This window comes from Vibrio sp. 10N.261.55.A7 (assembly GCF_002877365.1).
In the GTDB taxonomy this organism is placed as follows: Bacteria; Pseudomonadota; Gammaproteobacteria; order Enterobacterales; family Vibrionaceae; genus Vibrio.
Map to the genome: position 1 here is coordinate 18,312 of NZ_MCWZ01000316.1, position 21,524 is coordinate 39,835.

Genomic DNA, 21,524 nt, shown 5'->3' on the forward strand with positions numbered 1-21,524 from the left:
CTCTCAAAAATGAGTGAAAGCTTGAAACGAAAAAGGTTCGCCATGCGAACCTTTTCTCTATCAGATGCTACTCAAAAACAGATGCTACTCAAAAAATGTTTTGACGACTTACTTCACCGATTTGATCTGTTCAACAATCGCTTTTAAGCCATTGCCTCGCGAAGCACTTAAATGAGAAAGAAGCCCAAGCGATTCAAAATATCCATCCACGTCAAACTCATGGATTTGTTGAGCGCTTTTTCCATCAAAAGCCACCAGCACAAGCGCAATCAAACCTCGAACGATTCGTGCATCGGAATCCGCACAAAAAGACCAAGTATCATCCACTTGCTGACTCACCAACCAGACTTTACTCTCACAACCAGATACTGTGACCTGATCGCTCTTGAGGCTATCTGGCATTTTAGGAAGAAGCTTGCCCCATTTTATCACTTGACGATATTTGTCTTCCCAACCTTTAAAGACTTGCATGGTTGATACAATCTCTTCAACCGTAATATCGTGGCCAAAGGGTGTACTAGGAAAGTCAGTCATATCTGTCTCTTCATCTTTCTTTTTAAATGCATAAGCACAGTTACTTGAGGTGCTTCGCGATGATTTTCTCTACAATTTTTGAAACGGCAACGAAACCAAAGGTGGCTGTCACGACCGTTGCTGCGCCAAACCCTGTCGCACAATCCATACGTTTGGGGCCTTCAGCCGTCGATTTCGCCGCGCATACTGAGCCATCGGCTTGTGGATACTTCAGTTGCTCGGTAGAGAACACGCATTCAATACCAAACTTACGTTGCGGGTTCTTCGGAAAATTGTGTAAACGACGCAGCGTGTCTTTCAGCTTTTTCGCCAAAGGATCTTGAATCGTCTTAGTCAAGTCGGCCACTTTAATTTGCGTGGGATCCGTTTGACCACCCGCACCACCAATAGTAATTACTTTAATTTTATTACTGCGGCAATAAGAAAGCAGCGATGCCTTGGCTTTTAAGCTATCAATAGCATCAAGAACATAGTCAAACTCTTTGCTGAGATACTCTTGCTGATTATCTGGACCAATAAAGTCGTCAATAAGATTGATCTTACATTCTGGGTTGATCAGCTTAACGCGCTCTGCCATGACTTCGATTTTGCTTTGCCCAACAGTTCCGCTCATGGCATGGATCTGTCGGTTGATGTTGGTGACGCACACGTCGTCCATGTCGATCAATGTTAATTCGCCAACCCCAGTACGAGCAAGCGCTTCAACAGCCCAAGAGCCCACCCCACCGATACCAATCACGCATACATGAGCAGCGCGCAGAATCTCTACCTCACTGTGACCATACAAGCGACGCGTGCCGCCAAAACGTTGGTCGTAATCTTCAGAGGCTGGTGTGTCGAGTTCTCGCATATCAAACATCCACAATTATCGAGTTACAAAAAGAAAGAGTGCGATTTATACGCACTCTTGAAAAAAAAGTCTAGCGGTTTTAAGAAGCACTATTCCTCGGCTTTTTCCTCTGGCATCAGCCAAGGTGCTTGGGTTTCTGAATCTTCCAAGCCTAACTTCCAAACGCGGCCAAAGTGCTTGTAATGACCCGCCTCTGTCCCCGCTCTTGGGCCCATACCATGATAGAGATCCAAATGGTTTTCTTTAACCGCGCCACCTGTATCCAAAACAATCAGTAATCTTAATTGATGCGCACCACTCCAAGTGCCGTCGGCATTCAGCAAAGGAACTTCAGCAAGTATCGGTGTGCCCATCGGTAATATGGTGCGATCGCCCGCCACTGAGGCCATCGGTAATAACGGAATTCCAGCTGTCCCTGTTACAGGAGCGGCATCTTTAGGTGCAAAGAAAACAAATGATGGGTTTTGCTCTAAAAGGTCTTGAACCACTTGTTCGTCATTGGCGAGAACCCAATCTTTAATCGCCTTCAGTGACATTTTTTCTCGTGGCACTTCGCCTTGATCAATCAGAACACGACCAATGCTTACATACGCGCGGTTGTTTTTCCCTGCATAGGCAAAATATTCTAACGTATCATCATCCTCAAAATGGACAAAACCACTGCCCTGCACTTCCATAATAAAAGGGTCAATACGATTCGCAGCATAGCCAAGCTCAAGCCCTAGCCCTTCCAGTGCACCGCTATAGATTTGCGCTCGTGTTGGGCACTCGCTTTCACATTCCGGCAATCCGTAGACTGGGTATTTGTACGTCTCATCGGCTTCATGACGAAGTTCCATGACCGGTGAGAAATAACCCGTAAATAGAACGTTACCTTTGTCATCACCGCCACCCAATTGAGCGAACTCAATATCAAAGTTAGTAAGTTCCGTAGGATCACCACTTTGCAGAGCCCATTCATTTAACTTCTCATATAAGGGTTCAAATGTTTGAGCCATTGAAGGCGAGTTTTGCACAACCTGTTCAGCCTGCTTTGAAAACTTAGTGAAATCTCGTGGAACATTAGATTCAACCACGGGAACTTGATTGAGTGTTGATGGAAATTCACTGTCGATGTATTGCTGAGCACGTTCTGTCGGTTGTGCACAGCCAAAAAGAAAAGTCGTCACTATGAGGGGGAGAGTTTTGTTGAGCACAGGGATAATTCCTTAAATTCAGTAACAAGAGGATGACAAACTCTTGATAAGAACTCAATTACCTAATCGTAAATTGGCGTTAAATTAACGCCTGTATTTATTTAAGCTAACAATATCAACGTATACATCAACATAATTATCAACGTATTTGCTTGCCGTACTTTTCAGTTAATCGATATATCGGATTGTAATGTGCATCTGAGATCTGCATCATTTCAGTGTTAGCCTCATTCAGCATTCGATATTGATAAAGCACCCCGCCGGCTTGATATTCTAAAATATCACCATCGAATCGATACTGTGTCGTCACCACGCCTCGAGAAAGATTAATGCCGTCAACCCCAATCGTGATTTCATTGGTGGCGTAACCCGCAACATTTTGCTCAACCCAAACTCCGTGTATCATTTTTTGATCTACCAGTGCATAGCTTATTTTCTCATAAAGAAAACTGTAACTGATGATGGCGGCTATCGAAACGACAGCAATAGAAACAAACACGAGGATCTCTCGCCATTTTTTCTGCTTGGCTTTCTTTGCATTACTCTTTGGTGCTGCTCGTTTATATAAGGCCTGTTGCGCCTTTTTAGTATTTGCCATGGTTAACTGCTCATTTTATGCAAAACCAAATTCCATTGCGCTTTGATCATACCCGACTATAAACAGACTCGGTGTTGCTTAACTGATATTCCATTCAATCTTCTTTGAATTTGTTTATATCTACATTTTCACAATAAAAACACTTGCTCAACAGTGAATAAAAAGACAATATATTCACATATAAATTCAATCGGACAACGACATTGAAGATTCGTAGTACAGCCTTAGTAAAAGGGTTTCGTCAATCAGCCCCCTACGTCAATGCTCACCGTGGAAAAACCATGGTCATTATGCTTGGTGGCGAAGCGGTCGCCGATAAAAATTTCACTAATATTATCAGCGATTTATCCTTACTGCATAGTTTAGGCGTTAGGATTGTGCTCGTTCATGGAGCGCGTCCACAAATCAATCAAATTCTTCAATCAAATAACATCGAAACGCCATATCACAAAGGGGTTCGAGTTACGGATGAACAAACTCTAAACTTCGTCATGCAAGCGGCAGGTCAACTCCAACTGGCGATAACCGCTCGACTTTCTATGAGTCTCAATAATACCCCTATGGCTGGCACTCAATTGAATGTCGTGAGTGGCAATTTTATTGTCTCTCAACCATTAGGTATAGATGATGGGATCGATTACTGCCACAGCGGCAAGATCAGGCGTATTGATAAAGAAGGCATTAATCGGGCGCTTGCTCAGAATTCAATTGTACTTCTAGGCCCGATCGCAAGCTCAGTGACGGGGGACTCGTTCAACCTACTTTCCGAAGAGGTCGCGACTCAAGTTGCGATAAAACTTGGGGCAGATAAGTTAATCGGTTTCTGCTCAGAACAAGGTGTGATCGACGAAAATGGCAATGCGATCGCCGAGCTGTTTCCTAAGGATGTCGATAAGCTCCTTGAGCAGACGGTGTCTTCTCTACAGGGAAAAAACACGACCTCAGTTAGCAATAATACAGTGAAGCTTGATGACTCCTCTGGCACGACTCGATTCCTACGAGCCGCCACCGCAGCCTGTCGCGCTGGCATACCTCGGAGTCACTTAATCAGTTATAAAGATGATGGAGCGTTGATACAGGAGCTATTTTCACTTGATGGTATCGGTACTCAAGTCGTGATGGCCAGTGCGGAGCAGGTTCGTAATGCCCAGATTGATGACATTGGTGGTATCCTCGATCTTATTCGCCCTCACGAAGAACAAGGTGTTCTTGTTAGACGTTCTAGAGAGCAGCTGGAACAAGAAATTCACCAATTCACCATTATCGAAAAAGATGGGCTCATCATTGGCTGTGCGGCCCTCTACCCCTACAAAGATGAAAACATGGCTGAAATGGCATGCGTCGCCATCGACCCAGAATATCGTGATGGCAACAGAGGACTCTTACTTCTCGAACACATGAAGCTTCAATCTAAGTCTCAAGGCATTAATACCATCTTCGTTCTTACCACTCACAGCCTTCACTGGTTCAGAGAGCAAGGTTTCTATGAAACGGAAGTCGAGTCTTTACCCATGGCAAAACAAAGCCTTTATAACTATCAACGCCGCTCAAAAATACTCGCTTTACGTGTTTGACTATAAATAAAGCAAAGTCTCATAATTAGGACGATAAGTAATCGATTTCATAGGAATCCTGACAAAGACTTGCTTTATTTAATTTGAAAATGTGGTTAAAATTCGCACTCCTCAAATGGGGAATCTCCCTTTCGGGGTCATTGGACTCTTTGCCTAACTCAGTTGGGCCCGCATGGAATGCCTTAATACTAAAACAAGTAACTAAGAGCAAATTGTCTATGAAGACCGTCATATGTAACTCTATCCAAAGTTTTTGGGATATGGCTGACAACCACTTTTTGGAAGGCTTAGATGTACATTGTGTTTTTCCTGTCAATGAAGGTTTGAAAGCCTTCATTTTGAATTACCAGGAACGATACAGAATAAACAGTATCTCTTTTACTAGCGCTGTTTAAAGCAAACACTGGTTGCTGCCGTGTTTCAATAAATATCTAAACGAATGAAATATCTGTTTTGAAAAAATAAGAACAACTCAAGTAGCCAGGGATGGTTGCTTATTATCTCCTCCCCCAACCTCCTTGATCTCAATTAAACAATACGCCGCTCTACTGTTGAAGCCTCTCTACCAAGCCACTTGCCCGCTCCGTTTTTACTCTAATCCCGCGTTTCAATACATTCAAATTGCCGTACAAGGCCAAGCGATTTTTTGCACGCGTAATTCCGGTGTATATCAATTCTCTAGTCAGAACAGGGCTGTAGTCTGGCGGCAATATCATCATGGTTAAAGAAAACTCACTGCCTTGAGATTTATGAATGGTCATAGCGTAAGCTGTCTCATGACTGGGAACTCGGCTCGGTAACACTGACTTTACACTGCCGTCAGGTAACTCGAAAAACACTTTTAGACGCCGACTCTCATCCGAATAGTCAACCATACAAATGCCGATATCTCCATTGTACAGCTCTAGCCCATGGTCATTTTGAGTCACCATGACTGGGCGACCAGGATACCAAAGCTCGTCATTCGGTCTAATTAAGCGCTTTGTGGTTAATGCTCGCTCCACTCGATGATTCAGACCGGCTACACCAAAATCCCCCTCTCGAATCGCGCAGAGTAATCGACATTGCGAAAATTGCTTTAATGCCACCTGAGCTCGAGCCATTTGCGCCTGCAGTGACTCCACCACGTCACATCTAGAGACATGAATGTTCTGCAAATAATGACCATACTCTTCGACTAGCGTGTTAAGCATGTGGTTGTAATGCTCACTGTTTAGCGAGCGCATCTCTATATCATCAAACTCTAAAGCCAGCACTTTATCGACTCGACTCGCTTGACCCGAGTTAATCGCCTTGGCCAATTGTCCAATGCCAGAACGCGCATCAAACCGATAACTTTTTTGGAGCATACACAGACTGTCTCCCACCCCTTGACCGCTCATTTGTTCCCGATTCAAATTCATCGCTTTCGCTTCAGCATTAACTGAATCAAAGGTTTCAAAAGACGTCAGGCTTTGAAGTAACTTAGTGTGCTCTACGCTGTACCCAAATTGTTGGAAGGAACAAATATCCCCCAGCACAGATCCCGCTTCCACCGAGGCCAATTGGTCTTTATCACCAAGAAGAATCAAACGAGCACTGTCTGGCAACGCATTAACCACCTTATACATCATCGGAAGATCAACCATCGAGGCTTCGTCTATCACCAATATGTCCAAATGAAGCGGGTTTGACTGGTTGTGACGAAACTCAGCACTGTTCGGCACGGCCCCTAACAAGCGATGAATGGTGCTCGCCTGAGTAGGGATTTTGGCTTTTAGATCAGGGGAAACCGAAAGCTCTGAAATAGCTTTACCAATGGATTCCGTCAGGCGTGCTGCTGCTTTTCCTGTCGGGGCAACCAGTCGAATCGTTGGCACTCTTTCATCCTGCTCAGCTTGGGTGATCAACGCTGCCAACAGTTTGGTTACGGTGGTGGTTTTACCCGTTCCTGGCCCACCCGATATCACAGCGAATCGACGTGTCAGAGCTACTGCAGCTGCCACTTTTTGCCAATTCATGCACGCAGAAAGGGGTATCAATGAATCTAGAGCGGATAAGTCTTCACATCTGGTTGCCGACATCAGCACTTCATCAATCGCAGTCCAGTCCAATGAAGTGTCATTGACCACATCAAGGTGATCACAGACAAGCTGCTGCCTTAACACTTGAGTTAACGAAGTGGACATTTCACCCTCTACACTCCCTCTTTGCAACGCATTATAGAGGTAATGGTAACTGCGCTGAAAAAGCACATCGAGCAGTTCTGAGAGCTTTTGGATCTCTGTAGGCTTAAAGATCATGGGTGACCCAAAGCTTAGCAAACGTTGTGACAAACCCATTTCGTACTGCCAGTAACGATGCAAATACAAACGTTGCCCATCAAACATCATTGGAATTGATTCGCCTTGAGTGCCAATCAAGTTTGAGTTCTTGATAACAGCCAACCAATCAATTGATGCCAACTGATGACTTAATGCCACAGCCGCTTCGCCATACAAGCCAAGCTGCATCGCCCACTGATGGGGCTCTATGATTTTCTCTTGAGGAGTAGTTTGCTTTTGAGGAACAGGGATATCTGGTTTTGACGAAGAAGAATCTGACATAACCAAACAGATATTCCCTTTGCTCAGCTCATGACTGACAAGTCCGGCAAGAAAACCCACCTCTTGTCCAGACTGACGCTCTTGAGAGGCAATAAAGCGCGCAAACTGATAATCGATCTGGCGAAGTGCCCCTTTTTCAGACAGTGTTTTTAAGCTATCAAGAAGAGAAATGGCCATTAAAAGTCGAGCTCCATTTGGTCAGTGCTGATGCCCACAGTAGAGACATCCCCATCGATGAGTTTGTCCATCTCATCCAGCAGTTCTTGGCTTGGTTTTTGTGAGAATATACCATGTTCCGACTGCCCATCCATGCCACGTAGAAAGAGGTAGTAAACGCCACCAAAGTGCTGTTCATAATCGTAATGGCTCATGCGGCTACGTAAGAATCGATGCAAGGCAAGTGCGTATATCTGATACTGTAAATCGTACCGATGATCAGCCATCGCAGCCTTGAGTGCTTCACCATGATAACAAGTCACATCGTCTCCTAAATGGTTCGACTTCCAGTCAAGTACGTAATACTTTCCTTGGTGCTCAAATATCAAATCAATAAAGCCTTTCAGCATGCCTTTTACCGTTTGAAACCCTAATGCCCCCGCCTTTGCAGACAATTCATCGTGACGACTGATCGCCTGAGTTAAGCCATTTGCGGTCAGCACTTCTATCGGCAACAAAAACTCCATCTCAACTAAGCGCTGTGACGGCTGCTTTTGATTCAAACAGAGCGAATCACCATCAAGCGGTGTACTTAATACGGTATCAACGAGTTGCTGCAGTATTGGTAACCAGTGATCTTCTAGCTGTTCCTTTTCCATCAATTCACTAATGATCGCTTGATTGCTCTCATCTGTAGCAGGCAGCGTAAACTCAACCTCTTCGAATAGCGTGTGCAAAAATGTCCCGGGACGAGCCCCTCGCGGGAAGGTAAAAATTGAACGCTCGGGTTCAATTAATTCGTCTTCAGCGTGTTCATCAACCGAATCGATATCAAACCCTTGAATCTCAATGCTGGCATCATAATGCGATTGATGACCGCCTTGTTTAACCAGACCAGAATAACTGGTCACGCGCCAGCTTCGGTCGATCTCTTTGGTTAGCTCCTTGGGCGATATTTCAATCGGCTCTTTTTCTGCTGCTTGATAATGACTGTCTAAGCCAGACGGTGGCTCGGTCATGACAACCGTTGGTAACGCTTTCGTTTGAGATTCGATCGCGTTGGTCAAATCGGCAATCGTACCGGATTGACCATCTTGAAGCAGATAACCCAACGCGCTTTTATCAACGCCTGTCGGCTCTTTGGTTGAGCGTCCATTTCGAATAGGCGACGCGCCGATAAAACAGCCGTAGACAGCCCGAGTCAGTGCCACATAGATAAGCCGTAAATCTTCCGCCAAGCGTTCTTTATCCGCTTGCTCTAATGCTGCGCCGCTGTTGATGATGTCTAGAATCGTTTGATCACTTTGCTCGTCATAGTATTTGCCTTCACTTGCTTCGCGATAGCTCATCACGAAGGGAAGAAAAACAAGGTCGTATTCGAGCCCCTTGGATTTATGGATTGTGATGATTTGAACTAAGTTTCTCTCAGACTCTAACCGCTGAATTTGATCATCACTGCCCCCCAATCCTTGCTCTGCCTCACTAATCGCTTCAGCCAGCCAGCGTAACAAACCATGGTCACTGTCGAGCTCTTGCCTTGCTTGCTGCAATAACTCACCAAGGTGCATTAAATCGGTCAGTGTCCGGTCACCATTCTCCTCTTCCAGCAACCGCTCTGCGACATGGCGTTTGCTCATCACGGAACGAAGCATAGGAAGCACGCCACGCTGTACCCACAACTTGCGATACTCTTTGAACTCGTTAACCGCGTTATCCCAAATGATTTCATCATTGTTGAGCGCATCCAACTGAGTCGCGTTCAACGCAAACAGCTCGGATGCCAAACAGGCGCGCAGTGCACGATCATTTTCTGGGGTGAGTGTAGCTTGCAGTAAACGCTGAACATCTTGTGCAACACCGCTTGAGAAAACACTCTCTCTGTTCGACAGATACACACTCGATATGCCTTTATCGGCCAGAGCCTGTTTGATCATTCGACCTTCATTACCCGTTCGAACCAGTACCGCAATATCACCTGCATTGACCGCACTCAATTTCGACCCGCTGACAAACGCCGCTTTGCCATTTTGAGAGGCCGTCAAAATCGTTTCAATCTGACCGGCAGTGGCGAGCGCCATTTCGTCGAGATATTCTCCCTTCGCTCTCGGTTTATCTTCCGCTTCTTGCAACCAGTAAGTGGTGGCAGGTTGCTCTTCGCCATTCAATAGCCAGTGTTTTTTCTCCGCAACCGGGCTGTAATTCACGGGAAGAAAGGGAATATCCTCATCGTAGATAAACGGGCTCGATGAGGATTGGAATAGCTGATTAACCGATAACACCATATTGGCACTCGAGCGCCAGTTAGTTCCTAGCGTGTAGTGTGCGCTAACTTGGTTACGAGCCTTAATGTAGGTGAATATGTCTGCACCACGAAACCCATAGATAGCCTGCTTTGGATCGCCGATCATAAACAAACCACACTCCGGATTGTCTAGGTAGAGTCGGCTAAAAATGTTGTATTGCAGTGGATCGGTATCTTGGAATTCATCGATCATGGCAATGGGATAGAGTGAGCGAATTCGCTCGGTTAACAGCGCCTCATCATCAGCATCAATGGCAGCCGAAAGCTGAGTCAGTAGATCGTCAAAAGAGAGCCACTGTTTGCGTTTTTTTGCACTGGCTAGCTGCCCTCGACATTGCTGTATCGCGTGGGCCATTAACGGCGCTTTCAAGCTAATTGGTGATGAAAGAAATGCGTCTATCTCTTCAAAAATCTCATGCGTTGGTGGGCTGCCTTTCGCGGTTTTTTCTATCAATGCACTTTGAGAAAAGCGCTCGAGTTTATCAGGCAGTTCATAACTATTTGACGGGTGCTTTGCCCAATTCGTCACGGTGTCTAACCACACTGGCAGGGACTTTTTGGTGTAGCTGCGCTTGTTAATGTCAGAATTCGATATCAGGTCATGGAGGTCTTCATGATGCGCTAACCATTTCTGTTTGAGTGCATCAATCTTGGCTAAATTGGCCTGATGGAGTTGAGACAAATCGCCACTCATCGCTTCGACAGAAAGGGCCAACGGCGCTCCGGTAAGGTATCCGCCAATATCCGACAACAGCTCTGAAGGCGATCCCCATAAGCGTCGAATTTCACCAGCAAGGTTAATCGTCAGTGGATAGAAATTTCGACGCCAATAATCTGCAATGACCTGAGCTTTGAGATGACTTTCATCCGTCACAAATTCGTTGTTAAATCGGCTGCCCGACTCAAAGGCATTCTGCGTCAACATCCGCTGACAAAAACCGTGGATGGTATAAACCGCCGCTTCATCCATTTGACGCTCAGCTTGCAATAGTATTTTAGCTGCATCTTTGTGGTTTGATACTTCCTTTAAAAGATCAGTAATGAAAGCATCGCTACCAAAATATTTTCCTCGCGAAAATGATATTCGCGCAATATGAATTTTTTCTCGAATACGATCCCTTAGCTCTGCCGTCGCGGCTTCGGTAAACGTCACAACAAGGATTTGGTCGACGGTTAACGGCGTTTGATGACGTGTTTGTGCGTCACCGTGACCCAGCAATAGACGCAGGTATAAACCCGCAATGGTAAATGTCTTACCGGTTCCCGCAGAGGCTTCTATTAATCGCGCGCCATGCAGTGGAAATGTCATTGTATCGAGTGGCGTTGTCATCGTGCCCTAACCCTTTTTAAAACAAATTGTGTGACGTCATACACATTGATCATTCAATTAATCGCTTCACGCTATTGAGCTTCTTATGCGCGTTCTTTTTAAAGTGACGATATAACGTGATCCAGTTATTAAAATTCTTACAAACTAACGCGTTGGAACCTGCGTGACGCAAGCAGTGCGATCTCACTCACGGTAGAGAGTGCGCCCAACCGATAGTATGCGCTCACTGGCTAAACGACTGGATAAATACAGCGTTTAGAACCAACAGAATGAACTATGGTCCCTCTGACCTATGGCCGTACAGCGAACGCCCTACACTATAATGATTTACTGGCGGCCATTTTACTTCCCCTAACTCTATCTCTCTTAACTGCGCCATCTAGTGCGTATTACCGACTGCAGAATGGCCTGCGGCGTAATCTTCTGCGCTCATGACGGCCAGTCTTGGCGCTTGAATAATCAAAGCGGAAAGCGTTCTAACCTGTGCTGCCAGTTCATCATTCCACTGTGGCCAGATTCGAGAAATATAGTGGTTCGCCCCTTCACCAGAAGCCATGTAGCTGTCGTTAAAGGTGCCCGACATTTTCTTGTTCGACTTCTCTTCGTCATCAACCCATTTTCCACGACTGAATCCGGCTTCCACGGACGCTAACGCGGTTTTAGGGAAATAACACAGGGGCTCTGTCATCCCTTGATAGTAAAGACGAATGAGTTCATTCAGTAAATCGAGAGCATAGTCTGCATCCGCTATCGGTGGATAGATCTCATGCACCACCCCGTCTTTGCGGTCGTACCCAACAATATGGGTGGGCTTAGCGTGCCCATGAACCGCCAACAAGAGATGATCAATCCACGCAGACAAGTAATCTTGCGAGCGAATCTTTCCACTTCGGTATCGCACTAACCCTGACTGATAATGCTGAGTAAGCCAGCCCTCTAAAAGAACACTTTTGCCCTCGCCTAATACATCCACCGTCCTGCTGACATCGATATCGTCCAGTGGCGCGGCGCATAGGAAAGAAAGTGTCTCCACCAACTCTTCAGCTTGTGCTCGATTGGTTTCAAACTCAATGTCACCAAAAGCCCCCACAGGAAGCTTTCCTTGTGCGCGTTGCTCGGCAATGAACGTATCGACGATGTCTTGGCTATTATTGTTGCCTGCTAAGCGCGCTGACAACAAATGGTCTAATAGTTGATCACGCATTTGATAGCTTTCTAATCCATTAAGGACAAAGGGTTCATCGTTTTCCATCACGGGTAACGGCGGCTCAAAGACCACCTTCAAGCGGCGATTAAAGAAGTACTGAACGGGTAAGCGCCAGAATCGCTGCAACTCAACAAGATCGAGTGTGATTGGAAACGTTGCGCCCAGTAGGAAGTCACTGAGTTGACGCTCAAATTCACCGCTCTTCTCACCTAATCTATTGACTGCCGGCATCCACTCTTTGGCGTAGCTGCCGTGTTCACTGGTAAATTCGCTAGGGCTGAATGGCACCATTGCGTGCTGCGTTAACAATGAAGAAACGAGATTGTCTCCTGACTCATCACTTGGCAGCGCTTCATCTCCACTCAGGCAATAATTTTGGTGACAGTACTCCATCAATTCGGTCACTAACACAGAAGGGACTTTCTCAGTGTTATCTTGAATCGAACGCCCCACATAGCTGACATAGAGCTTGTGGTTAGCAGAAAGCATTGCTTCTAAGAACATATAGCGACTGTCTTCACGTCGAGAACGGTCGCCTGCTCTGAAGCTTTTTTGCAGATAATCAAACCCTTCAGTTATGTCATTCGGGGGATAAACACCATCGTTCATTCCTAGTAAGCAAACCACATCAAAAGGTATGGAACGCATGGGCATCAAGGTACAGAAATTCACTTGTCCTGCGAGGAATCGTTGGCTAATTCGGGTGCCAGAGAGTTTGTTATTGAGGTACAAACTCACCACACTTGGCGCGATGGCTTGTTGATAGCCCGCTTCCGCCAATTGATCTTTGAGCGAGGCTAAGGTGTCGCGAATGGATTTCAGCGCTACTTCGCCTTCAAGTTCCACTTTGAAGAAGTCATCAAGAAGCTGATTGAGTGTCGCTCGCCACTCTTCAATCGGTTGGGTCTGAGCAAGCTTATTACGGTAATGGCTAATTAAATCAATAAAGTGAGCCAGCTTTCCTGCCAGCTCCGCCTGCATACCTTGAACTTCATTGTAAGGCGATAATTGAGAGTCACCCATTTCAAACAAACCGGCACTGGCAGGCATGGCGTAGCCCAGCAACATTCGCTGTATGCCAAACTGCCAGGTGTTCTGTGACGTTTCGGGCAGTTCAAACTCCTGTCCCGTTAACCCATCAAGCCCCCAGCGAATGCCTGTCTCTTCAATCCAGCGCTTGGCCTGAGCAAACTCTTCGTCGTTCAAACCAAACTTGGCCATCATTGCTGGCGTTTCGAGTAGCTCAAGCAGTTCAGATGCCAAGCAGCGCGTATTGGGTAAATCCACCAACTGCATGAACGCGGCTAAAAGTGGGCTCTCTTGCGTGGCGGTTCTATCAGAGATCGAGAAAGGAATGTAACGGTCGCCCGGCGCGTTACCGAACACCGCCTGAATCGCAGGGCTGTAAGCATTGATATCGGGCACCATCACGATGATATCGCGGGGCTTTAAATCCGCATTGGTTTCAAACATGCCCAGCAACTGATCGTAAAGCACTTCCACTTCGCGCATTGCACTGTGGCAGGCATGGAGTGTGATTGAGCGTTCGCCTTCGATAACGACCTGTTTGTGATCACTTGACTCGAGCTGTTCATCGTCTTGATGCTCTTCTAGGTTTAAAATATCTGCTTGAAGATGATGAAGCAGTGAGTCACGAGGAATGTCCACAAAGGCTTCAATTTCGTGCGATTCTAGCTGTGAGAGCAAAAACATGTTGTCGCGACCAAGCTTACCCAGTGATGCCAGCAGGTTATTGCCAACCACATCGGTGTGCAGCTCATCGATGATGTTCTCTTCGACGCTGCCTTTTAGCTGCTCGGTTTGCCCGCCTATTTCTGAATGGTCGATCTGCCATTCCACATGCTGACGACTTTTAGCGGCTAATCGAGACAGATATTTTTGGTCACGTACATCGCCCCAGTAATAGCGACAAGGGTTAGCAAACATCAGGTGAACATCAATGTGCTCACCAATCGCTTTTAGCGCGTCCATGTATCTCGGCGGCAAAGACGAAATACCAAACACAAACAAGCGCTTTGGCAAGTTTTCAAAAGAACCTTGGTAGTGAGAGAGGGTGTCGATGAACTCTTCGTAAAGGTTCGCCCTATGATAAGGAGACTGACCCAACGCAACGGTGTAATCATAAAGAGCTTGCCACAATAACGGTTGCCAAGGGTGCTCACCTTCTAGCTCATCAACGGTTTTTCCGGCTTCCCAATTGGCTATCCACTCAGGTCGATACACCAAGTAACCATCAAAAATATCCGCGATTTTCTCAACCAATTGATAGAGCTTGGATTGGTCTTCATCGTCTTCAAGGTAGCGAGCCAAAGGCTGAAATTCTTCTTGAGAGAGTTGAGATGGCAGTAAGTGCATCAACTTCCACGTCATCGCTTCTTTATTAAAAGCGCTTCGCTTGGGCACATCGGGCAGAATTTGCGTGAAGAGATCCCAAATGAAGGTAGCTGGCAATGGGAATTCAAGGTTCGCGGCTATACCAAACTCTTTTGCTAACTCCATCTTTAACCATTGAGACATACCTGGGCTTTGAACCAGAATCTGCTCTTTCTCAAACGGGTTTTCTAATGGGTTATGTCGAACAAGCTCTACCAGGAGAGACTTCAGAATATCGATTTGATTGGAGTGATAGACGGTAAACAAAATGCGCTCATACTATTCTTGCCGTTGATAGGCTCAGATTAGCATACGCACTTGTATTTCGAGAACGATATAAGCCCATGATAAGCATAAACATGAGAGAACAAGCGGCGAAGGCGTAAGATGCTGAATAAACACCCCCATTTTCCCACAGTAAATGGCAAAGCGATGGGCTAAACAATAGGACGAAAAACAAAAATGCCCACCTTACTGGCCCTTCAGTAAGGTGGGCGTGGAACGCTAATAAAAGCACGAACATCAGTGACCGATAAGGCTCCCTACAACGATCCCATCAGAGTCACTCACGCTCGTTTAACATGGCGAGGACAACCTCTCCTCGCCAGTCACGCCGATTAGCTTTTCGCAATAAGATCTTTATAAGCGATGGTTTTACCTTGCGGCTTCTCGTTGTCTAGCTTCATCTTTGGAGAGCCCGGTTGAGACAACCAGTAATTCGGGTCTTTCTTCGGATTCAACTTAGGCCCACATTCGCCTTGAACGCCACTACGTTCCAGACGCTGCATCACTTTGTCTTGCGCTTGCGCTAGGCCGTCCAATGCTTGCTGTGGAGTTTTCTCACCACTCGCCGCTTCAGACACGTATTGCCACCAAAGCTGTGCAAGTTTTGGATAATCAGGGACGTTCGTGCCTGTTGGCGTCCATTGCTTACGCGCATCACTGCGGTAAAACTCAACCAAACCACCCAAGTTTGGCGCCGCATCGGTCATCGCTTGAGAGTTAATGTCAGATTCACGAATCGGCGTTAAGCCCACCAACGTTTTCTTCAAGCTAACGGATTTAGAGACCACGAACTGAGCGTATAACCACGCCGCTTGGCGTCTATCCAGTGGCGTACTGTTGAGGAACGTCCATGAACCCGCATCTTGATAACCCAGCTTCATGCCGTCTTCCCAGTAAGGCCCACGTGGAGAAGGTGCCATGCGCCATTTTGGCGAACCATCTTCATTCACCACAGGTAAACCAGGCTTGGTCATATCGGCCGTAAAGGCGGTGTACCAGAAAATTTGCTGAGCAATTGAACCTTGAGCCGGTACAGGGCCAGCTTCACCAAAGGTCATACCTTGTGCTTCAGGTGGCGCGTATTGCTTCAACCAATCCACATACTTGGTGGTTGCATACACAGCCGCTGGGCCATTGGTTGCGCCGCCACGAGCGACGTCAGATCCCACAGGGCTACACCCTTCAATACGAATGCCCCACTCATCAACAGGAAGCCCGTTTGGAATGCCTTTATCACCCGCACCCGCCATTGAGAACCATGAATCGGTAAAACGCCAACCTAGAGAAGGATCTTTCTTACCGTAGTCCATGTGACCGTATACGCGCTCGCCGTCGATCATCTTCACTTTATCAGTAAAGAATTCGGCAATATCTTCATAAGCAGACCAGTTCAATGGCACGCCTAACTCATAGCCATAGATCTCTTTGAATTTCGCTTTAAGATCATCGCGTTCAAACCAGTCGGCACGGAACCAATACAGGTTCGCAAACTGCTGATCCGGTAGCTGATAAATCTTGCCATCAGGGCCTGTCGTGAACTCAAGGCCAATGAAATCTGGCAGATCAAGGTAAGGGTTCGTCACACTTTTCCCTTCACCTTTAATAAAGTCTGAAATAGGCACAACTTTACCGTAACGCACGTGAGTACCAATCAGATCAGAATCGTTAATATAACCGTCATAGATATTTCGACCCGTCTGCATTTGTGTTTGCAGCTTTTCGACAACATCACCTTCTTGAATAAGGTCATGATTCACCTTAATACCCGTGATTTCATAGAACGCTTTAGCCAGTACTTTGGCTTCATATTCATGGGTAGTGATCGTTTCAGACGCTACATTAATCTCCATACCTGCAAACGGTTTTGCAGCGTCAATGAACCACTGCATCTCTTGTTGCTGCTCGCTGACAGAGAGTGTTGAAGGTGTAAACTCGTCACTCATCCATTTTTTCGCGGCAGTCATGTCTGCGTATGCATTTGGCGACAGAGCAGCAAAGGCAATTGACAGTGCCATGCAGCGAGAGAGGTATGACTTTTTAATATCCATTTTCATTATTATTAAACTCCAATTATGAGTATTTATGTTTCACGTTATACGTTGCGTTCGTGTGAGGCGACGTTACTTCTGGCGACCAAGCGGACACCAAAACAACCTCACATCAGTTCGTTGTGTTTATCCCCATTTCAAAACCGTACAAAGCCAAATTACACAAATGGTAAAAGGCACCCAGATAGAGAGCTCTGAAAACCCAACAAATCCTAAGTGGACAAATGCGGAGCTCAGTAACCCAATAAACAGTCGATCACCACGTGTGGTCGTGATCGGTAAAAAACCTTTGCGTTCAATACACGGCGATTTGATCTCTAGAATGGTCATAGTCAATAAAATCAATGCGATACCTAGAAAGAACAATGCCGAAGGTGTGGTCCATGCCATCCAACCCATAATCTTTACTCCTTAAACTCGACCCAGTGCGAAGCCTTTCGCTACGTGGTTTCTGACAAACCAAACAACCAAGATGCCCGGCAAAATAGTTAACACACCCGCCGCAGCCAACACGCCCCAATCGATACCCGAGGCGCTGACCGTCCGGGTCATAACGGCGGAAATCGGTTTGGCGTCCACAGAGGTCAATGTTCGTGCGAGCAAGAGTTCAACCCAACTGAACATGAAACAGAAGAACGCCGACACGCCGATACCAGAACGAATCATTGGTAAGAAGATCTTGAGAAAGAACTTAGGAAAGCTGTAGCCATCGATATAGGCCGTTTCATCAATCTCTCTTGGCACCCCCGACATGAAGCCTTCTAAGATCCACACAGCAAGAGGAACGTTAAACAGACAGTGTGCAAGTGCGACGGCAATGTGCGTATCAAACAAACCCACAGAGGAGTAGAGCTGGAAGAACGGCAGCAGGAATACCGCGGGTGGCGCCATTCGGTTCGTCAGCAACCAAAAGAACAGGTGCTTATCACCGACGAACTTATAACGCGAAAACGCATAAGCCGCAGGCAGTGAAACCGTCAGAGTGATCACCATATTCATCACCACGTAGGTAATGGAGTTGATGTACCCCATGTACCAACTGGAGTCAGAAAAAATGGTGGTGTAGTTCTTAAACGTCCAGTTTTCAGGGAAGAAGCTGAGACCGCCTAAGATCTCTTGGTTCTCCTTGAACGACATGTTCAACAACCAATAGATTGGCAGCATCAAACAAATGATGTAGAACGCGAGCCCGACAATTTGCGTGTAACGCGTGTATTTAGATTTCGTCATCGACATGGTTATTTCCTTATTTACTTTCGCCGTGCGTCATTGCGGTATAGAAGACCCAGCTCACCAGCAAAATGATGAGGAAGTAGATGATTGAGAATGCCGCAGCAGGGCCGATATCGAACTGGCCGATCGCCATCTTGGTGAGTGTTTGGCTCAAGAAAGTCGTTGAGTTACCAGGGCCACCGCCGGTTAATACAAAGGGTTCGGTGTAGATCATGAAGCTGTCCATAAATCGAATCAGCACCCCGATGAGCAGAACACTTTTCAATTTCGGCAACTGAATGTAGCGAATGATTGACCAAGTAGACGCTCGGTCGATGTTTGCAGCTTGATAGTACGCATCAGGAATAGCGCGAAGGCCAGAGTAGGACAAAAGCGCAATGAGCGACGTCCAGTGCCAGACATCCATCAGAATCACCGTGAGCCACGCATCCACCGGATCACCGGCGTAGTTGTAATCAATGCCCATTCCATTCAGTGCCCAACCAAACAGGCCGATATCTGCACGACCAAAGATCTGCCAGATTGTACCCACCACGTTGAGCGGAATAAGGAGCGGCACCGCGAGCACAATCAGACAAAATACCGACCACTTCCCTTTGGTTGGCATCGTTAATGCCACCATAATGCCAAGTGGCACCTCAATCAGTAAGATGGTGAAGGTGAAGCCAAATTGTCGAAGCAATGCAGAGTGTAAGCGTTCATCATTTAGGGTATCGCGATACCACTCTGTCCCAACAAAGTAGGCGGAGTTGGCATCGAAAATATCTTGCAATGAGTAGTTCACTACCGTCATCAGCGGAACAATCGCACTGAACGCCACCAGCAAGAAGACGGGTAATACTAAGAACCACGCTTTGTTATTCGTTACTTTGTTCATTACGCATCCCCCACATTGACTAGAAATTCATCGACATACAGCATCGTCCATTGCTCAGGAATACTGATAAAGGCTTCATCTTTCGGGACAACTTGGTCTTCTTGTAGGCGGGCTTTTATGTCGTAATTGCCAAGCTTCAGTGTGACGATTTTGTACGTGCCTAAATCTTCAACGTGCATAACCTTGCATTTAAGCGCCGTATCGTTGGCTTTCTCCCAGATGTGAACAAATTCAGGGCGAATACCAATTTTGATGTTGCTGCTATTGGCTTGCGCAATGGCATGGCGATAAGACTCAGAAAGAGGGATCTCAACATCATCAAAGCTCACTCCATTTTCCGTCGGGGTGACTTCCATTAAATTCATGCCCGGGCTGCCAATAAAGTACCCAACAAAGGTGTGATTGGGGCGTTCAAATAGCTCTCTTGGCGTGCCAAATTGAACGATTTGGCCGTTGTACATCACGGCAATTTCATCGGCAAACGTCGACGCTTCAAGCTGATCATGGGTGACGTAGATCATGGTGATATTGAACTGCTGATGGATCTGTTTCAGCTTTCTTCTCAGTTTCCACTTCAATTGGGGATCGATCACCGTCAATGGCTCATCGAACAATATTGCAGACACATCATCACGCACGAGCCCGCGCCCCATCGACACCTTTTGTTTCTCATCGGCCGTTAGGTGCTGCGCCTTTTTACTGAGTACATCGGTTAGCTCTAAGATCTCTGCGATCTCAGTGACCTTGGAATGGATTTTGGTTTTGTGGATCTTCATGTTACGAAGCGGAAATGCGAGATTGTCGTACACCGTCATGGTGTCGTAGATCACGGGGAACTGGAAAACTTGCGCGATGTTTCGATCTTGTGGTCGCAAGTCATTCACAACCAACTCATCAAACACTACCTCTCCTTGAGAGGGGCTCATCAACCCTGAAATAATGTTCAAAAGGGTCGACTTGCCACAACCGGATGGACCCAACAAGGCGTATGCGCCGCCCTGCTTCCATACGTGGTTCATCTCTTTGATCGCGTACGCAGACGAAGCCGTTGGCTTTTTGTCGTAGGTATGCGCTAGCGAATTTAACGTAATTTGAACCATGTCGATTACCCTCTCACGTCATTAATTGGGGCATGGATAAGCTGCTCATCCATACCAAACACGTAAAACTTATGAATCGGGATGTAGATCTTAATGGTTTCATCCACGTCGTAGGTGTGCACGCCAGGGAGGTGTAACACTAAGTCGAGCAAGGTATTTCTTACGTGTAGGAAGGTTTCTGAACCACTGATCTCCGCCACTTCAACCTGAACGGTCAGTTCAACATCGTCGTCATTTTTAGGCAGCAGGCTTAGGTGACTCGGGCGAATACCAAACAGGTGATTGCCTTTATCGAGCTTGCTCAACGATTGATTAAGCGGAAAATGAGAGGTCTTATCGAAGGTCACCTCGTTATCCGTGATCTCGCCATGAATGAGGTTGATCGGCGGTTCGCTGAACAAAACGGCCGAGTCTACATTATCTGGTTTGTGGTACACCGTTGGCGTGACGCCAGACTGAATCACTCGCCCTTCATGCAGAATGGTGGTCGTTCCGCCCAGTGCTAGCGCTTCATTGGGTTCGGTTGTCGCGTAAATGGCAATGGTGTTTCTTGATTGAAACAGCTCACGCATCTCTTGTCTTAGTTCCTCTCTTAGCTTGTAGTCAAGATTCACCAAAGGCTCGTCAAAGAGAATAATCTCTGCATCTTTCACTAGCGCTCTCGCCATGGCCGTGCGCTGCTGTTGACCTCCTGAGAGTTCTAAAGGGTGTTTGCTCAAGTGCTCCGTTATTTGCAGCATCGCGGCGGTGTCGTGCACGCGCTGCTTGATTTCACTTTCCGCCATGTTGGCGAGTCGCAGTGGTGACGCAACATTCTCAAAGACGGTCAGGTTTGGGTAGTTGATGAATTGCTGATAAACCATTGAGATATTGCGTTCACGTACAGACACGCCTGTTACATCGATTCCATTAACCCAAATACTGCCTGATGTTGGCCGATCGAGGCCCGCGATTAATCTCATCAGAGACGTTTTACCCGCTAATGTTCGGCCGAGTAATACGTTGAATGAGCCCGGCTCGAAGGTCAGACTCACATCAGAAATATGCGCCTCGCCATCCACCAATTTGTTCACTTGATCCAATCTTAATGACACTTAACACTCCTTAAGCTCTGAACAAAATTACTTTCGATATTGTTCGTTATTGCTAGAGTCATGCCAGATTATTCGTGTCTTTACATTTTGTTTACATCACAAGCCCAGACGCCTTTGTTTATATAGGAATCATTAAAAACCCCTGATTATTTTGATTTTTA

At 46.5% G+C, this 21,524-nt stretch carries 14 protein-coding genes; 1 reads left to right on the forward strand and 13 read right to left on the reverse strand.

Features of this window, described 5'->3' with window-relative positions:
- Positions 1 to 108 precede the first annotated feature (108 nt).
- From csdE to BCU12_RS19365, 4 genes are all read right to left on the reverse strand, one after another.
- Positions 109 to 534: a cysteine desulfurase sulfur acceptor subunit CsdE gene (gene csdE, locus BCU12_RS19350; protein ID WP_102405887.1), complete on the reverse strand. Its 426-nt coding sequence runs from the start codon at positions 532 to 534 to the stop codon at positions 109 to 111.
- Positions 535 to 574: 40 nt separating this feature from the next.
- Positions 575 to 1,384 (reverse strand): tRNA cyclic N6-threonylcarbamoyladenosine(37) synthase TcdA, encoded by an 810-nt coding sequence (tcdA, locus tag BCU12_RS19355; protein WP_102405888.1) that lies wholly within the window; start codon positions 1,382 to 1,384, stop codon positions 575 to 577.
- Positions 1,385 to 1,473: 89 nt separating this feature from the next.
- The gene (gene mltA / locus BCU12_RS19360) at positions 1,474 to 2,589 is read right to left on the reverse strand and encodes a murein transglycosylase A (protein ID WP_198599389.1); all 1,116 of its coding nucleotides are present in this window, start codon (positions 2,587 to 2,589) and stop codon (positions 1,474 to 1,476) included.
- 130 nt (positions 2,590 to 2,719) lie between these two features.
- On the reverse strand, positions 2,720 to 3,178 hold the full coding sequence (locus BCU12_RS19365) for a DUF2850 domain-containing protein (RefSeq protein WP_102405890.1): 459 nt from the start codon (positions 3,176 to 3,178) through the stop codon (positions 2,720 to 2,722).
- A 203-nt stretch (positions 3,179 to 3,381) separates the two neighbouring features.
- Between BCU12_RS19365 and argA the strand changes: the two genes are divergently transcribed.
- A complete protein-coding gene (argA, locus tag BCU12_RS19370; protein ID WP_102405891.1) occupies positions 3,382 to 4,752 on the forward strand; it encodes an amino-acid N-acetyltransferase in 1,371 nt (456 codons plus the stop codon).
- Between the two features lie 545 nt (positions 4,753 to 5,297).
- On the opposite strand, the gene recD is transcribed toward argA, so the two are convergent.
- The 9 genes from recD to BCU12_RS19420 all read right to left on the reverse strand — a co-directional run bounded on the left by recD (position 5,298) and on the right by BCU12_RS19420 (position 21,363).
- Positions 5,298 to 7,514 carry an exodeoxyribonuclease V subunit alpha gene (recD, locus tag BCU12_RS19380; RefSeq protein ID WP_102405893.1) on the reverse strand — a complete coding sequence of 739 codons (2,217 nt, stop codon included), beginning with the start codon at positions 7,512 to 7,514 and terminating at the stop codon, positions 5,298 to 5,300.
- Entirely contained in the window at positions 7,514 to 11,125 is a 3,612-nt protein-coding gene (gene recB, locus BCU12_RS19385; RefSeq protein ID WP_102405894.1) for an exodeoxyribonuclease V subunit beta, read from the reverse strand. The genes recD and recB overlap by 1 nt, the downstream gene beginning before the upstream one ends.
- A 379-nt stretch (positions 11,126 to 11,504) precedes the next feature.
- A complete protein-coding gene (gene recC / locus BCU12_RS19390; RefSeq protein ID WP_102405895.1) occupies positions 11,505 to 14,993 on the reverse strand; it encodes an exodeoxyribonuclease V subunit gamma in 3,489 nt (1,162 codons plus the stop codon).
- Between the two features lie 350 nt (positions 14,994 to 15,343).
- Positions 15,344 to 17,065, reverse strand: a complete 1,722-nt coding sequence (locus BCU12_RS19395; RefSeq protein WP_102405896.1) for an ABC transporter substrate-binding protein — start codon at positions 17,063 to 17,065, stop codon at positions 15,344 to 15,346.
- Between the two features lie 120 nt (positions 17,066 to 17,185).
- Complete coding sequence (locus BCU12_RS19400) at positions 17,186 to 17,458, reverse strand: DUF2160 domain-containing protein (protein ID WP_102405897.1); 273 nt, start codon at positions 17,456 to 17,458, stop codon at positions 17,186 to 17,188.
- Between the two features lie 12 nt (positions 17,459 to 17,470).
- On the reverse strand, positions 17,471 to 18,289 hold the full coding sequence (locus BCU12_RS19405; protein ID WP_102405921.1) for a carbohydrate ABC transporter permease: 819 nt from the start codon (positions 18,287 to 18,289) through the stop codon (positions 17,471 to 17,473).
- A 16-nt stretch (positions 18,290 to 18,305) separates the two neighbouring features.
- Positions 18,306 to 19,169 (reverse strand): sugar ABC transporter permease, encoded by an 864-nt coding sequence (locus BCU12_RS19410; protein ID WP_102405898.1) that lies wholly within the window; start codon positions 19,167 to 19,169, stop codon positions 18,306 to 18,308.
- Positions 19,169 to 20,269, reverse strand: coding sequence for an ABC transporter ATP-binding protein (locus BCU12_RS19415; protein ID WP_102405899.1), 1,101 nt, complete (start codon positions 20,267 to 20,269; stop codon positions 19,169 to 19,171). Before BCU12_RS19415 ends, BCU12_RS19410 begins: the two co-directional genes overlap by 1 nt.
- Before the next feature lie 5 nt (positions 20,270 to 20,274).
- Positions 20,275 to 21,363 carry an ABC transporter ATP-binding protein gene (locus tag BCU12_RS19420; protein WP_102405900.1) on the reverse strand — a complete coding sequence of 363 codons (1,089 nt, stop codon included), beginning with the start codon at positions 21,361 to 21,363 and terminating at the stop codon, positions 20,275 to 20,277.
- Positions 21,364 to 21,524 lie beyond the last annotated feature (161 nt).